Source organism: Mesorhizobium sp. BR1-1-3, assembly GCF_020165455.1.
GTDB lineage: Bacteria > Pseudomonadota > Alphaproteobacteria > Rhizobiales > Rhizobiaceae > Mesorhizobium > Mesorhizobium ciceri.
In genome coordinates this window covers 92,617-108,336 of record NZ_JAIUIC010000009.1, presented here as the reverse complement: position 1 = coordinate 108,336, position 15,720 = coordinate 92,617, and the positions used below count along the sequence as shown (strand labels likewise).

14 protein-coding genes are annotated in these 15,720 nt (G+C 62.9%); all 14 read left to right on the top strand.

Translation table 11 applies throughout. From position 1 onward, the window contains the following. Positions 1-9: 9 nt before the first annotated feature. Positions 10-1,314, top strand: a complete 1,305-nt coding sequence (gene nuoF, locus LB559_RS20555) for an NADH-quinone oxidoreductase subunit NuoF (protein ID WP_013531094.1) — start codon at positions 10-12, stop codon at positions 1,312-1,314. A gap of 71 nt (positions 1,315-1,385) precedes the next feature. Further along, the gene (locus tag LB559_RS20550) at positions 1,386-2,075 is read left to right on the top strand and encodes an NADH-ubiquinone dehydrogenase (protein WP_027160548.1); all 690 of its coding nucleotides are present in this window, start codon (positions 1,386-1,388) and stop codon (positions 2,073-2,075) included. Positions 2,076-2,148: 73 nt separating this feature from the next. Further along, positions 2,149-4,230: an NADH-quinone oxidoreductase subunit NuoG gene (gene nuoG, locus LB559_RS20545; protein ID WP_013531096.1), complete on the top strand. Its 2,082-nt coding sequence runs from the start codon at positions 2,149-2,151 to the stop codon at positions 4,228-4,230. Between the two features lie 2 nt (positions 4,231-4,232). Then, positions 4,233-5,276 (top strand): NADH-quinone oxidoreductase subunit NuoH, encoded by a 1,044-nt coding sequence (nuoH, locus tag LB559_RS20540; protein ID WP_013531097.1) that lies wholly within the window; start codon positions 4,233-4,235, stop codon positions 5,274-5,276. Beyond that, a complete protein-coding gene (gene nuoI, locus LB559_RS20535; RefSeq protein ID WP_013531098.1) occupies positions 5,276-5,767 on the top strand; it encodes an NADH-quinone oxidoreductase subunit NuoI in 492 nt (163 codons plus the stop codon). The genes nuoH and nuoI overlap by 1 nt, the downstream gene beginning before the upstream one ends. A gap of 123 nt (positions 5,768-5,890) precedes the next feature. Next, on the top strand, positions 5,891-6,511 hold the full coding sequence (locus LB559_RS20530) for an NADH-quinone oxidoreductase subunit J (RefSeq protein WP_013531099.1): 621 nt from the start codon (positions 5,891-5,893) through the stop codon (positions 6,509-6,511). Position 6,512: 1 nt separating this feature from the next. Then, positions 6,513-6,821: an NADH-quinone oxidoreductase subunit NuoK gene (nuoK, locus tag LB559_RS20525; RefSeq protein WP_010910101.1), complete on the top strand. Its 309-nt coding sequence runs from the start codon at positions 6,513-6,515 to the stop codon at positions 6,819-6,821. 10 nt (positions 6,822-6,831) lie between these two features. Continuing rightward, on the top strand, positions 6,832-8,805 hold the full coding sequence (gene nuoL / locus LB559_RS20520; protein WP_013531100.1) for an NADH-quinone oxidoreductase subunit L: 1,974 nt from the start codon (positions 6,832-6,834) through the stop codon (positions 8,803-8,805). Further along, on the top strand, positions 8,805-10,310 hold the full coding sequence (locus LB559_RS20515; RefSeq protein WP_024501357.1) for an NADH-quinone oxidoreductase subunit M: 1,506 nt from the start codon (positions 8,805-8,807) through the stop codon (positions 10,308-10,310). The genes nuoL and LB559_RS20515 overlap by 1 nt, the downstream gene beginning before the upstream one ends. An 18-nt stretch (positions 10,311-10,328) precedes the next feature. Next, positions 10,329-11,765, top strand: coding sequence for an NADH-quinone oxidoreductase subunit NuoN (gene nuoN, locus LB559_RS20510; protein WP_224674860.1), 1,437 nt, complete (start codon positions 10,329-10,331; stop codon positions 11,763-11,765). Positions 11,766-11,770: 5 nt separating this feature from the next. Beyond that, a complete protein-coding gene (locus LB559_RS20505) occupies positions 11,771-12,592 on the top strand; it encodes a biotin--[acetyl-CoA-carboxylase] ligase (protein WP_063168233.1) in 822 nt (273 codons plus the stop codon). A 118-nt stretch (positions 12,593-12,710) separates the two neighbouring features. Then, positions 12,711-14,381: a ribonuclease J gene (locus LB559_RS20500; protein ID WP_013531104.1), complete on the top strand. Its 1,671-nt coding sequence runs from the start codon at positions 12,711-12,713 to the stop codon at positions 14,379-14,381. A gap of 119 nt (positions 14,382-14,500) precedes the next feature. Further along, the gene (mce, locus tag LB559_RS20495) at positions 14,501-14,905 is read left to right on the top strand and encodes a methylmalonyl-CoA epimerase (RefSeq protein WP_224674859.1); all 405 of its coding nucleotides are present in this window, start codon (positions 14,501-14,503) and stop codon (positions 14,903-14,905) included. Beyond that, positions 14,902-15,186 (top strand): DUF1467 family protein, encoded by a 285-nt coding sequence (locus LB559_RS20490; protein ID WP_013531106.1) that lies wholly within the window; start codon positions 14,902-14,904, stop codon positions 15,184-15,186. The genes mce and LB559_RS20490 overlap by 4 nt, the downstream gene beginning before the upstream one ends. The last annotated feature ends 534 nt before the right edge of the window (positions 15,187-15,720 follow it).

Below are 15,720 nucleotides of genomic sequence, written 5' to 3'. Positions count from 1 at the left end.
GGACGAAAAATGCTCGGGGATAAAGACCGCATCTTCACCAATATCTACGGCCTGTTCGACAAGTCCTTGGCCGGCGCGATGGCGCGCGGCGCCTGGGATAACACGCCCGGCATCGTCGCCAAGGGCCGCGAGTGGATCGTCAACGAGATGAAGGCGTCGGGCCTGCGCGGCCGTGGCGGCGCCGGCTTCCCGACGGGCCTCAAATGGTCGTTCATGCCCAAGCAGAGCGATGGCCGGCCGAGCTATCTCGTCATCAACGCCGACGAATCCGAGCCCGGCACCTGCAAGGACCGCGACATCCTGCGCAACGACCCCCATACGCTGGTCGAGGGCGCGCTGCTTGCCGGTTTCGCCATGGGTGCGGTTGCCGCCTACATCTATGTGCGCGGCGAGTTCATCCGCGAGCGCGAGGCGCTGCAGCGCGCGATCGAGGAGGCCTATGAGGCCAAGCTGATCGGCAAGAACAACACCTCCGGCTACGATTTCGACATCTACATGCACCACGGCGCCGGCGCCTATATCTGCGGCGAGGAGACAGCACTTCTCGAAAGCCTCGAAGGCAAGAAGGGCCAGCCGCGGCTGAAGCCGCCATTCCCGGCCAATGTCGGCCTCTATGGCTGCCCGACCACGGTCAACAATGTCGAATCGATCGCGGTTGCGCCGACCATCCTGCGCCGCGGTGCGGCCTGGTTCTCGTCCTTCGGCCGGCCGAACAATGTCGGCACCAAGCTGTTTTGCATCTCCGGCCACGTCAACAATCCGTGCACGGTCGAAGAGGCGATGTCGATCCCGTTCCGCGAACTCATCGAGACGCATTGCGGCGGCATTCGCGGTGGCTGGGACAATCTTTTGGCGGTCATACCGGGGGGCGCTTCGGTGCCGCTGGTGCCGGCCGAACAGATCATCGACGCGCCGATGGATTTCGACGCGCTGCGCGATCTCAAATCCGGCCTTGGAACCGCGGCTGTCATCGTCATGGACAAGTCGACCGATGTCGTGAAGGCGATCGCGCGGCTTTCCTACTTCTACAAGCACGAGAGCTGCGGTCAGTGCACGCCATGCCGCGAAGGCACCGGCTGGATGTGGCGGGTGATGGAACGGCTGGTGCGCGGCGAGGCGCAGAAGCGCGAGATCGATATGCTGCTCGACGTCACCAAGCAGATCGAAGGCCATACGATCTGCGCGCTGGGCGACGCGGCGGCATGGCCGATCCAGGGCCTGATGCGGCATTTCCGCGGCGAAGTGGAGCGGCGCATCGACGAGTTTTCGCGCAATGCGCACCGGGCCGAGCCTGTGATGGTGGCGGCGGAATAGAAGAACGTTTTACGCGGACGAAAGTCCGCAGCGAAGGGCGGGGCGAACGACGAAACGACCAGGAGAACTCTATGGCGCCGTATTCGAACCCGCTGATGCCCAATTTGGACCAGATCGACAAGATGAACCAGGACTTGACCAGGATGATGCCGAAGGAGATGGCCAGTGCCGTCAACCTTTTCGTGCATCCTGTGGCGGGTGCGGCGGCGATGTCGGCGCTTGGCCTCGGGCTTGCCAATCATGCTTTCGGCGTCTGGCTGGGCGCGTTTTCAGGTGCGGCAGAAGCCTCGCAACGGCTGCTGCAGCCGATCGTCGATGATTTCGAGGCGCGCGTCGCGCAGTTCGATGATCCGAACTCTTCCTCCACCAAGGCGCGGGCGACGGCGAAAACCATGATCGCCGAGGCGCAGTCCTTCGCCAGGGAGGTCACCGATATTGCCGCCAAGGAAGCCGCAACTGCCGTGCCGGCCGCAAACGCCGCTCCAGCAACAAGCGGCGTCGGCGATGCGCTGTTGCCCGAGGATTTCAGGCAGCCCAAGGCCGTGGAGAAGCCGGCGAAACCGGCGGATCTCAAGGCGATATCGGGCATCGGGCCCAAGCTGGAAAAGGTTCTCAACGGCCTCGGCATCTGGACGTATGCCCAGATCGCGGCATGGACGCCGCAAGAGGTTGCCTGGGTCGAGGACTATCTGTCGCTCGGCGGCCGCATCGGCCGCGACGATTGGACAGCTCAAGCGGCGGCGCTCGCCGTCAAGAAGTGAATGAAGTGCCCGACGTGGTCTCGACCGCGTCCGGAAAAAGAGATTGCGGGAACTCCGCAGGGGTTTGAGGCGAATGGCAAAGCTCAAGGTCGACGGGAAAGAGATCACTGTACCCGACCACTACACGCTGCTGCAGGCGGCGGAAGACGCTGGCGCGGAAGTGCCGCGCTTCTGCTTCCATGAGCGGCTGTCGATCGCCGGCAATTGCCGCATGTGCCTGATCGAGGTGAAGGGCGGGCCGCCCAAGCCGCAGGCTTCCTGCGCCATGAACGTGCGCGACCTGCGTCCCGGCCCGAATGGCGAGGCGCCGGAAATCTTCACCAACACGCCGATGGTCAAGAAGGCCAGGGAAGGCGTGATGGAGTTCCTGCTGATCAACCATCCGCTGGATTGCCCGATCTGCGACCAGGGCGGCGAATGCGACCTGCAGGACCAGGCGATGGCTTTCGGCGTCGATTCCTCGCGCTATCACGAGAACAAGCGCGCGGTCGAAGACAAATACATCGGACCGCTGGTGAAGACGGTGATGAACCGCTGCATTCACTGCACGCGCTGCGTCCGCTTCACCACCGAAGTCGCCGGCATTTCCGAACTGGGCCTGATCGGCCGTGGCGAGGATGCCGAGATCACCACCTATCTCGAACAGGCGATGACCTCGGAGCTGCAGGGCAATGTCATCGACCTTTGCCCGGTCGGCGCGCTGACCTCGAAGCCATTCGCCTTCCAGGCGCGGCCGTGGGAGCTGACCAAGACCGAATCCATCGACGTGATGGATGCGGTCGGCTCGGCGATCCGCGTCGATAGCCGGGGCCGCGAAGTGATGCGCATCCTGCCGCGCGTCAACGAGGCGGTGAACGAGGAGTGGATCTCCGACAAGACCCGCTTCATCTGGGACGGCCTGCGCACGCAGCGCCTTGACCGCCCCTATGTGCGCAAGGACGGCAGGCTGGTTGCTGCCAGCTGGGCCGAGGCCTTCGCCGCGATCAAGGACGCGGTGTCGAAGACGGCGCCCGAAAAGATCGGCGCTATCGCGGGCGATCTCGCCGCCGTCGAAGAAACCTATGCGCTCAAGCTGCTGATGGCTTCGCTCGGCTCGAAGAATACCGATTGCCGCCAGGATGGCGCCGCACTCGATCCGGCGCTGGGCCGTGCGAGCTATATCTTCAACCCGACCATCGAAGGCATCGAGCAGGCCGATGCGGTGCTGATCATCGGCGCCAACCCACGTTATGAAGCCTCGGTGCTCAATGCGCGCATCCGCAAGCGCTGGCGGACCGGCAATCTGCCGGTCGGCGTCATCGGCGATGTCGGCGATACCCGCTACGATTACGAACAGCTGGGCGCCGGGCCGGATTCGCTTGGGGATTTGGCCAACGGCAATGGCAAGTTCTTCCAGACGCTGAAGAAGGCGACACACCCGCTGATCATCGTGGGACAGGGCGCGCTGGCGCGTGCCGATGGCGCGGCCGTGCTCGGTCAGGCGGCCAAGCTCGCGGCCGCCGTCAACGCTGCTCGCGCAGACTGGAACGGCTTTGCCGTGCTGCACAATGCGGCCGGGCGCGTCGGCGGTCTCGATCTCGGCTTCGTGCCGGGCGAGGGCGGCAGAAACGTTGCCGGCATGCTGGGCGAAATGGAGCTCTTGTTCCTGCTCGGCGCCGACGAGATCGACATGGCCAAGACCGGCGGCGCCTTCGTCGTCTATATCGGCACGCATGGCGACCAGGGCGCGCACCGCGCCAATGTCATCCTGCCGGCGGCCGCCTACACGGAAAAATCGGCCACCTATGTCAACACCGAAGGGCGTGTGCAGCAGACCAACCGCGCCGGCTTCGCGCCGGGCGAGGCGCGCGAGGACTGGGCGATCCTGCGGGCGCTGTCGGATGTGCTGGGCAAGAAACTGCCGTTCGATTCGCTGCCGCAGCTGCGCGCCAAGCTTTATGGCGAATACCCGCATCTGGCCCGTATCGACCAGGTCGCGGCCGGCAATGCCGAGGATATCGCCGAGGTGGCGAAGCTCGGCGGACGGCTGAACAAGGGCACCTTCACCTCGCCGGTGAAGGATTTCTACCTGACCAACCCGATCGCGCGGGCATCGGCCGTGATGGCGGAATGCTCGGCACTGGCCAAGAGCGGCTTCAAGCAGGCGGCGGAATAAGCATGGACACTTTCTTCTCCTTCTACGTGCTGCCGGCGCTGCTGATCCTGTTGAAGTCAGTCGTGCTGATCGTCGTTCTTTTGATCTTCGTCGCCTACATCCTCTACGCCGACCGCAAGATCTGGGCGGCGGTGCAATTGCGCCGTGGCCCGAACGTCGTCGGCCCCTGGGGCACGCTGCAGGCTTTCGCCGATCTGTTGAAGTTCGTCTTCAAGGAGCCGGTCATCCCGTCCGGCGCCAACAAGGGCGTGTTTCTGCTGGCGCCGCTGGTGTCGGCCGTGCTGGCGATCTCGGCCTGGGCGGTCATCCCGGTCAGCCACGGCTGGGCGATCGCCAACGTCAATGTCGGCATCCTCTATGTCTTCGCCATCTCCTCGCTCGAGGTCTACGGCGTGATCATGGGCGGCTGGGCGTCGAACTCGAAATATCCGTTCCTCGGCGCGCTGCGCTCGGCCGCGCAGATGGTGTCCTACGAAGTCTCGATCGGCTTCGTCATCGTCACCGTTCTGCTCACCGCCGGCTCGCTCAACCTCACCGATATCGTGCTGTCGCAGCATGATGGAATTGGTACGCGGCTTGGCCTGCCCAACACCTTCCTCGACTGGAACTGGCTGGCGCTGTTCCCGATGTTCATCATCTTCTTCATCTCGGCGCTGGCCGAGACGAACCGCCCGCCCTTCGATCTGGTCGAAGCCGAATCGGAACTGGTCGCCGGCCACATGGTCGAATATTCGTCGACCCCGTTCCTTTTGTTCTTCCTCGGCGAGTATGTCGCCATCGTGCTGATGTGCGCGCTGGCCACCATCCTGTTCCTCGGCGGCTGGCTGCCTCCGTTCGACTTCGCGCCGTTCACCTGGGTGCCGGGCGTCATCTGGTTCGTGCTGAAAGTCTGCTTCGTGTTCTTCGGCATCTCCATGGTGAAGGCCTTCGTGCCGCGCTACCGCTACGACCAATTGATGCGGCTTGGCTGGAAAGTGTTCCTGCCGATCTCGCTGTTCATGGTGGTCGCCACCGCGGCCTTCCTCAAGATCACGGGGTTTGCGTGATGTCCGCTCTTTCCCAAGCCGCCAAATCGCTGCTGCTGCAGGATTTCGTCAGCGCCTTCTTCCTGTCGATGCGCCAGTTCTTCGCGCCGAAGGAGACGATCAACTATCCGCACGAGAAGGGGCCGACCAGCCCGCGCTTCCGCGGCGAGCATGCGTTGCGCCGTTACCCGAACGGCGAGGAACGCTGCATTGCCTGCAAATTGTGCGAGGCGATCTGCCCGGCGCAGGCCATCACCATCGAGGCCGGCCCGCGCCGCAACGACGGCACCCGCCGCACGGTGCGCTACGACATCGACATGGTGAAGTGCATCTATTGCGGCTTCTGCCAGGAAGCCTGCCCGGTCGACGCCATTGTCGAGGGGCCGAATTTCGAGTTCGCGACGGAGACGCGCGAGGAACTCTACTACGACAAGGACAGACTGTTGGCGAATGGCGACCGGTGGGAGCGCGAGCTGGCGCGCAACATCTCGCTGGACTCGCCCTACCGCTGATATTTGACGCATGGACGGGGCGAGGGGCCTCGTCTAAGGACACAACGAAACTTGCGGCCTGAGGCGGCAAACATCGAAACAGGACGGTTGTCCTGTTTGTACAGGAAACCCGGGGGATCCCCAATGTTGAGTGGACTAGAGGCGGCCTTTTTCTACCTCTTCGCCTTTGTCGCGGTGGCATCGGCGTTCATGGTCATTTCGTCGCGCAACCCCGTGCATTCGGTGCTGTTCCTGATCCTGACCTTCTTCAACGCCGCCGGCCTGTTCATGCTGACCGGCGCCGAGTTCCTGGCGATGATCCTGCTCGTCGTCTATGTCGGCGCGGTGATGGTTCTGTTCCTGTTCGTCGTCATGATGCTCGACGTCGATTTCGCCGAACTGAAGAGCGGCGCCCTGCAATATGCGCCGATCGGCGCGCTGGTCGGGCTGATCCTGGCGGCGGAGCTGATCGTGGTTCTCGGCGGCTACACCTTCGCGCCGCAGCTCGCTTCGACGGTCTCCAAGCCCATTCCGGATCTTGCCACGCGGACCAACACCGCCGCGCTCGGCGACATCCTCTATACCGACTACCTCTACTATTTCCAGATTTCGGGCCTCGTGCTGCTGGTCGCCATGATCGGCGCCATCGTGCTGACGCTGCGCCACAAGCCAGGCGTCAAGCGGCAGTCGATCGCAGCCCAGGTCGGCCGCACACCGGCGACCGGCATGGAAATCCGCAAGGTCAAGACAGGCGAGGGACTCTGAGATGGTTGTCGGCATCGCACATTATCTGACCGTATCGGCTGTTCTGTTCACGCTCGGCGTGTTCGGCATCTTCCTGAACCGCAAGAACGTCATCGTCATCCTGATGTCGGTCGAGCTGATCCTGCTGGCGGTCAACATCAACTTCGTCGCCTTTTCGGCAGCACTCGGCGATCTGGTCGGCCAGGTGTTCGCGCTGTTCGTGCTGACGGTCGCGGCGGCCGAAGCCGCCATCGGACTTGCCATTCTCGTCGTCTTCTTCCGCAACCGCGGCTCGATCGCGGTCGAAGACGTGAACATGATGAAGGGTTGACGGAACCACCATGTATCAGGCCATCGTCTTCCTTCCCCTGCTCGGCTTCCTGATCGTCGGCCTGTTCGGCACGTCGCTCGGCGCCAAGGCGTCCGAATACATCACCTCGGGTTTCCTGGTGGTCGCGGCCGTGCTGTCGTGGGTCGCGTTCTTCACCGTCGGTTTCGGCCATGGCGAGGTGTTCACCGTGCCCGTGCTGCGCTGGATACAGTCGGGTGGGCTGGAAGCGTCCTGGGCGCTCCGGATCGACACGCTGACGGTGGTCATGCTGGTGGTGGTCAACACCGTGTCGGCGCTGGTCCACATCTATTCGATCGGCTACATGCACCACGATCCGAACCGGCCGCGCTTCTTCGCTTATCTGTCGCTGTTCACCTTCGCCATGCTGATGCTGGTGACGGCGGACAACCTCGTGCAGATGTTTTTCGGCTGGGAAGGGGTGGGGCTGGCGTCCTATCTGCTGATCGGCTTCTGGTACAAGAAGCCGTCGGCCAATGCCGCGGCAATCAAGGCCTTTGTCGTCAACCGTGTCGGCGATTTCGGCTTCGCGCTCGGCATCTTCGGCGTGTTCGTGCTGTTCGGCTCGGTCAATCTGGGCACCATCTTCGCCAATGCGGCGACGTTCATCCCCGCTGAAGGCGCGCCGCAGGGTGCCGCGGTGCTGACTTTCCTTGGCCATGCGCTGGACAAGCAGGCGGCCATGACGATCGTCTGCCTGCTCCTGTTCATGGGTGCCATGGGCAAGTCGGCGCAAGTGCCGCTGCACACCTGGCTGCCGGACGCCATGGAAGGCCCGACGCCGGTTTCGGCCCTGATCCATGCCGCCACCATGGTGACGGCGGGCGTGTTCATGCTGGCGCGGTTGTCGCCGCTGTTCGAACTGTCGCATTCGGCGCTGACTGTCGTGACCTTCATCGGTGCCTTCACGGCCTTCTTCGCGGCCACCGTCGGTCTGGTCCAGAACGACATCAAGCGCGTCATCGCCTATTCGACCTGCTCGCAGCTCGGCTACATGTTCGTGGCGCTCGGCGTCGGCGCCTATGGCGCGGCGATCTTCCACCTGTTCACGCATGCCTTCTTCAAGGCGCTGCTGTTCCTCGGCTCGGGCTCGGTCATCCATGCCGTGTCCGACGAGCAGGACATGCGCAAGATGGGCGGCCTCAGGAAACTGATCCCGACCACCTACTGGATGATGGTGATCGGCACGCTGGCGCTGACCGGCGTCGGCATTCCGGTGACGGTCATCGGCACCGCCGGCTTCTTCTCCAAGGACGCCATCATCGAGAGCGCCTTTGCCGGCCACAATTCGGTTGCCGGCATGGCCTTCGTGCTTTTGGTCATCGCCGCCTGCTTCACCTCCTTCTACTCCTGGCGGCTGATCTTCATGACCTTCCACGGCAAGCCGCGGGCGAGCCATGAGGTGATGCACCATGTCCATGAATCGCCGCCGGTGATGCTGGTGCCGCTGTTCATCCTGGCTGCCGGCGCGCTGTTTGCCGGCGTCATCTTCCACAACGCCTTCATCGGCGAGGGCTATGCCGAGTTCTGGAAGGCATCGCTGTTCACATTGCCTGACAATCACATCCTGCACGACATCCATGAATTGCCGCTGTGGGTCGAACTGTCGCCCTTCATCGCCATGCTGATCGGCTTCGCGCTGGCCTGGAAATTCTACATCCGCTCGCCGGAAATGCCGGTCAACCTGGCCGCGCAGCATCGCGGGCTCTACGCCTTCCTGCTCAACAAGTGGTATTTCGACGAGCTCTACGACTTCCTGTTCGTGCGGCCCGCCAAGCGCCTCGGCCACTTCCTGTGGAAGACCGGCGACGGCACCGTCATCGACGGCCTCGGCCCCGACGGTATTTCGGCGCGCGTCGTCGATGTCACCAACCGCGTCGTCAAGCTGCAGACCGGCTATCTCTACCACTACGCCTTCGCCATGCTGATCGGCGTTGCCGCACTCGTCACCTGGATGATGCTCTGATGACCGCCTGGCCAATCCTCTCGCTGGTCACCTTCCTGCCGCTGGTTGGTGTGCTGCTTATCCTGTTCATCAATGACGACAGCGAAAATGCACGCCGCAACATCCGCGCCATCGCGCTGTTGACGACGACGTTCACGTTCATCATCTCGCTGTTCATCTGGACCGGATTCGACAATTCGCAGTCCGGCTTCCAGTTCGTCGAGAAGGTCGCCTGGCTCGATTCCGGCATTTCCTACCATATGGGCGTCGACGGCATCTCGATGCTGTTCGTCATCCTGACGACCTTCCTGATGCCGCTCTGCATTCTGGCCTCGTGGGAATCGATCGAGAAGCGCGTCAAGGCCTACATGATTGCCTTCCTGCTGCTCGAAACGCTGATGATCGGCGTGTTCTGCGCGCTGGACATCGTGCTGTTCTACGTCTTCTTCGAAGCCGGCCTGATCCCGATGTTCATCATCATCGGCGTCTGGGGCGGCAAGCGGCGCGTCTACGCCTCGTTCAAGTTCTTCCTCTACACGCTCGCCGGTTCGGTGCTGATGCTGCTCGCCATCATGGCGATGTTCTTCCAGTCCGGAACAACCGACATCCCGACGCTGCTGACCCACAACTTCCCGGCCAACATGCAGACCTGGCTATGGCTTGCCTTCTTCGCCTCCTTCGCGGTGAAGATGCCGATGTGGCCGGTGCACACCTGGCTGCCCGACGCGCACGTCGAGGCGCCGACGGCGGGCTCCGTCATCCTGGCCGGCATCCTGTTGAAAATGGGCGGGTACGGCTTCCTGCGCTTCTCCTTGCCGATGTTCCCGCTGGCTTCGGAAATGTTCGCGCCGCTGGTCTTCGCTCTGTCCGTCGTCGCCATCATCTACACCTCGCTGGTGGCGCTGATGCAGGAGGACATGAAGAAGCTGATCGCCTATTCGTCGGTTGCTCATATGGGCTTCGTCACCATGGGCATCTTCGCCATGAACCAGGAAGGCGTGCAGGGCGCGATCTTCCAGATGCTCAGCCACGGCCTCGTCTCCGGCGCGCTGTTCCTGTGCGTCGGCGTCATCTACGACCGCATGCACACACGTGAGATCGCGGCCTATGGCGGGCTGGTCAACAACATGCCGAAATACGCCACGGTGTTCCTGATCTTCACCATGGCCAATGTCGGCCTGCCCGGTACCAGCGGCTTCGTCGGCGAGTTCCTGACCATGCTCGGCGTGTTCCGGGTCAACACATGGGTGGCGTTCTTCGCCGCCACCGGCGTCATCCTGTCGGCCGCCTACGCGCTCTGGCTCTACCGCCGGGTGATCTTCGGCGCACTGACCAAGGAGAGCCTTAAGGGACTGCTCGACCTGTCGCCGCGCGAGAAGGTGATCATCTACCCGCTGGTCGTGCTGGTCATCTTCTTCGGCGTCTATCCCGCCCCGGTCTTCGACGCGACGGCCCAATCGGTCAAGTCGCTCGTCACCAATGTCACTGCATCCATCGGCGCCGCGCAGACCGCGGCGGCGAACTGACCAGAGGTTTTGCGAACCATGACGCCGGACCTTCTCTCCAGCCTGTCGCTCTCGACGCCAGAGCTGATCCTTGCCGTCGGCGCGCTGGCGCTGCTGATGGTCGGAGCCTATTCGCGCGCCAACACGGCCAACACGGTAACCGGCCTCGCGGTTGCCGTGCTGGCGATCGCGGGCGCCTGGCTGATCTTCCGAACCGGGCAGGGCAGCGCTTATGGCAATGCCTTCATCCAGGATTCCTTCGGCCGCTTCATGAAGGTGCTGGCACTGGTCGGCTCGGCGGTGACGCTGGTGATGTCGATGCGCTTCGCCAAGGCTGAACGCTTCGACAAGTTCGAATATCCGGTGCTGATCCTGCTGTGCACGCTCGGCATGATGCTGATGATCTCGGCCAACAGCATGATCGGCCTCTATCTCGGCCTCGAGCTGCAGTCGCTGGCGATCTATGTGCTGTGCGCGATCAACCGCGACAATCTGCGCTCGACCGAAGCGGGCCTCAAATATTTCGTTCTCGGTGCGCTGTCGTCGGGCATGCTGCTCTATGGCATCAGCCTGGTCTACGGCTACACCGGCAACACCGGCTTCCAGGAAATCGCCACGGCACTCGGCAGCGGCGAGCGCCAGCTTGGCCTCGTTTTCGGCCTCGTCTTCGTGCTGGCCGGCCTTGCCTTCAAGATTTCCGCGGTGCCGTTCCACATGTGGACGCCTGACGTCTATGAGGGCGCGCCGACTCCGGTGACGGCCTTCCTGGCGGCGGCGCCGAAAATGGCGGCGATGGCACTGATCGTGCGCGTCACCATGGGCGCGTTCAAGCCAATCGCCGCCGACTGGCAGCAGATCATCGTCTTCATCTCGATCGCCTCGATGGCACTCGGCTCCTTCGCCGCAATCGGGCAGACCAACATCAAGCGCCTGATGGCCTATTCCTCGATTGGCCATATGGGTTACGCGCTGGTCGGCCTTGCCGCCAACAGCCAGGCCGGCGTGCGCGGCGTTGCCATCTACATGCTGATCTATCTGGTGATGACGCTCGGCACCTTCGCCTTCATCCTCGCCATGCGGCGCAAGGAAGGCAATGTCGAGCAGATCAGCGACCTGGCCGGCCTGTCGTCGACCAATCCGGTCATGGCGACGATCCTGACCATCCTGATGTTCTCACTCGCCGGCATTCCACCGCTCGCCGGCTTCTGGGGGAAATGGTACGTCTTCCTCGCCGCCATCAACGCCAATCTCTACGTGCTGGCGATCATCGGCGTGCTGGCCTCGGTAGTGGGCGCCTATTACTATTTGCGCATCATCAAGATCATGTGGTTCGACGAACCGGTCGGCGGCTTCGTGCCGATGGCGACGGAATTGCGTGTCGTGCTCGGCGTCTCCGGCGCCTTCGTGCTGTTCTACGTGTTGATCGGTGGGCCGATCGGCACCTATGCCGAAGCCGCCGCCAAGACGTTTTTCTAGACGGCATGGCATTTCGGCTGGCTCCAACCTCGGCGTCGGAAGGGTTCCGGCTCGAGGCGCATGAGAGCGTCGGCTCCACCAATGCGCTGGCACTGGACCACGCAAGGGCAGGCGACGCCGGCAAATTGTGGGTCGTTTCCAAGAAGCAGGAAAGCGGGCGTGGCCGGCGCGGCCGCGTCTGGGCGACCCCGGAAGGCAACCTGGCGGCGACGCTGCTCGTCATCACCAAGGCAGAGCTTCGCCTTGCCGCGACATTGGGCTTCGTCGCAGGACTGGCGCTGGCCGATGCACTCGATGCCGTGGTGCCGAAGGGCCGGATCGCCATTGGCCTCGACGGTGGCAGCGAAGGAAAAAACCGTTTCGAGCTGAAATGGCCGAACGACGTGCTTGCCTCCGGCGCCAAGCTGGCCGGCATCCTGCTGGAATCGGCAATCCTCGAGGGCGGCCGTTTCGGAGTGGCGGTCGGCATCGGCGTCAATGTGGTGGCGTACCCTGAGGATTTGCCGTATCCCGCAACTTCCTTGCGCGCGCTGGGCGCGGCATGCGATGCGGAAACACTGTTCCTGGCGCTGTCGGATGCCTGGAGCGAGAATGCCCGATTGTGGGATGAGGGGCGCGGACTTGCCGCCGTCAGGCGACGGTGGCTTGATCGTGCCGCGGGGCTCGGCGGCGAGGTTGCCGTCAGAATTGACGGTAATGTGGTGCGCGGGGTGTTTGAGACCATTGACGAGGACTGCCGTTTCGTGATCCGCGACGATGAAGGTTCGGTTCGGACGATCGCCGCCGGCGATGTGCATTTCGGCGCGGTCGCTTCGGCCAGGGCATAGGGCCGTTCATGAACGGTTCTAACTGTTTGTTTTTGCGCAACTCCGGTGGGAAAACCGTTACACACTTTTCCCGGAATTGCTTTTTGAGCTTGGCCTGAGGGCCAGGAAGGGACAAATCATGGCGAAAGCGGAAAACGCCGAACTCGTCTTCGTGCCGCTCGGCGGCGTCGGCGAGATCGGCATGAACTTCGCTCTTTACGGCTACGGACCGCCCAGCGCGCGCGAATGGATCGTCATCGATGTCGGAGTGACCTTCCCCGATGCCAGCCTGCCGGGCGTCGACCTGGTGCTGCCCGACACGCGCTTCATCGAGGAGAACCTCGCCAATCTGCGCGGCATCATCATCACGCATGCGCATGAAGACCATTACGGCGCGCTGCTCGACACATGGCCGAAGCTGAAGGCGCCGGTCTGGATGACGCCGTTCAGCGCCGGCCTGCTGGAAGCCAAGCGGCAAGGCGAGCAGGGCGCACCGAAAATACCGGTCACGATCTACCGGGCGGGCGAGAAATTCACCGTCGGCCCCTTCGAGATCGAAGCCATTCCGGTCGCGCACTCGATTCCCGAGCCGATGTCGCTGGCGATCACCTCGCCGGCAGGCACCGTCATCCATACCGGTGACTGGAAGATCGATCCGGAGCCGACGATCGGGCCGAAGACCGACGAGGCGCGTTTCCGCGCCTATGGCGACAAGGGCGTTCTGGCGCTGATCTGCGATTCGACCAATGCGCTGCGCGAAGGCGAGTCGCCTTCGGAAGTGGCTGTGGGCGAGGGCCTCAAGGGCGTCATCCAGGCTGCCAAGGGCCGTGTCGCCGTCACCACGTTCTCCTCCAATGTAGGACGCATCGTCTCGATCGCCAAAGCGGCCCGCGATGCCGGACGCCAGTGCCTGGTGCTTGGCCGTTCGCTGAAGCGGGTCATCGATGTGGCCGGCGAACTTGGCTACATGGACGGTCTGCCGGAGTTCATCGCCGAGGAGGATTTTGGTTTCATCCCGCGCGAAAACCTGGTCATCATCTGCACCGGCAGCCAGGGCGAGCCGCTGGCCGCACTGGCCAAGCTGTCGCGCGAAGAGATGAAGTCGGTGTCGCTGACGGCAGGCGACACGGTGGTGTTTTCCTCGCGTACGATTCCCGGCAACGAGAAGGCGATCCTCGAGATCAAGAACCGTCTCATCGACCTCGGCGTCAAGATCATCGAGGACGGCGATGCGCTGGTGCATGTCTCCGGCCATCCGCGGCGCAGCGAATTGCGCAAGATGTATGAATGGGTGCGCCCGCAGATCGGCGTTCCCGTGCATGGCGAGGCGGCACATCTGGTGGCGCAGGGCTCGCTGATGTCGACATCGGGCATCGGCCAGGTGGCGCAGGTGCGCGACGGCGACATGCTCAGGCTTGCTCCCGGCCCAGCCACCATCATGGATCAGGTGCCGTTCGGCCGTATCTACAAGGATGGCAGACTGATCGGCACCGATCAGGCGATGGGCATCCGCGACCGGCGCAAATTGTCCTTTGCCGGCCACGTGGCGGTCAATGTCGTGCTGGACGACAAATATGAGCTTGCCGGCGACCCCGATTTGGTCGCCATCGGTGTCGCCGAGGCCGATGGCCGTGGCGAGTCGCTGGAAGATCTGATGATCGATGCGGCAATCGGCGCGGTGGACTCGATCCCCCGTCAGCGCCGAAAAGACCTCGACCTGGTGCAGGAAGCAGTGCGGCGCGCCGTACGCGGGGCCGCCAACGAAGCCTGGGGCAAGAAGCCGCTGGTGACTGTATTCGTCACAAGGTGACGAAAGGGAGTAGGGGAATAAGGGAGTAGGGGAGTAGGAAGAGCAAACAGCCGACATATCTGTCTTTTCCCCTACTCCCTTACTCCCCTATTCCCTTACTCCCTTAGCTGGGAGTGCCTATGCTCGGACGTCTGAACCATGTCGCGCTTGCCGTGCCGGATCTGGCTGCTGCCGTAGCGGCCTACCGCAACACGCTCGGCGCGGAGGTGACGGCGCCGCAGGCACTGCCGGAGCACGGGGTGACGGTGGTGTTCGTCAATGTCGGCAACACCAAGGTCGAACTTCTGGCGCCTTTGGGCGAGGGATCGCCGATCGCCGCCTTCCTGGAGAAGAACCCCTCCGGCGGCATGCATCACCTTTGCTATGAGGTCGACGACATCCTGGCCGCGCGCGATCAGCTCAAGGCCGCCGGCGCCCGCGTGCTGGGCGACGGCAACCCGAGGATCGGCGCGCACGGCAAGTCGGTGCTGTTCCTGCATCCGAAGGATTTCTTCGGCACGCTGATCGAACTGGAGCAATCATGAGCTGGGTTTCGTTCACCGCCCTGTTTTTCGCGACCTGGTGGGTGGTGCTGTTCGCCGTGCTGCCGTTCAGCGTGAGGACGCAGGACGACGATCACGACGTGACGCTCGGCACGGTTCCGAGCGCGCCGCGTGGGCCTCACATGTTGCGCGCCGTGATCCGCACCACCATCGCCACCGCGATCCTGATGGGCATTTTCTATGGCCTGACGCATGGGCTGGGATACAGCCTCAACGACATCCCGCACATCGTGCCGGAATTCAGCCAGACGCCGGCTAAATAGACTGTCCAGCGACGGCGTTTTCATATGTCGGAACCGGGCGGGTTTCGGCGGGGAATGTCGTGCCGTTTTGCGGCCTGACGAGCGCTGACGCTGGGTAAGGTGGTTTGGCAACGCGTTGCGCTAAGCAGATGATTGCACAAAAAAAAGCAAGGCACGAGGCCTTGCAATTTAAACGCGTCCGATCTGTTTCCGGTTTCCGGCGGCAGCGAGTAACCGCGCCTAGATCGCATCCTCCCAAGACTTTGACCGCGTAGGAGAGCAGATTTTTTTCTGCCCTCTCGGTTATCGAGGTACATTAGCCTAAGGCGAATGAAAATGTCACGAAGAATTTTGCCTTGAAACGGGCATTCTCGTGCTGCACTGCACAATAGTGTGGCAGGCGTTGCTTGGCGAACGATCACCAAGACGCGCACAGTGACCGGGAGGCCTTGCAGCGCCATGGGTCTTCTGGACGGGCGAACGGCGGTGCGACGCTTCTGATCCCGGCTACCCATGTTTTTTGGAAATCGATTCCGCTTTTCGGGCCGAAGCGTC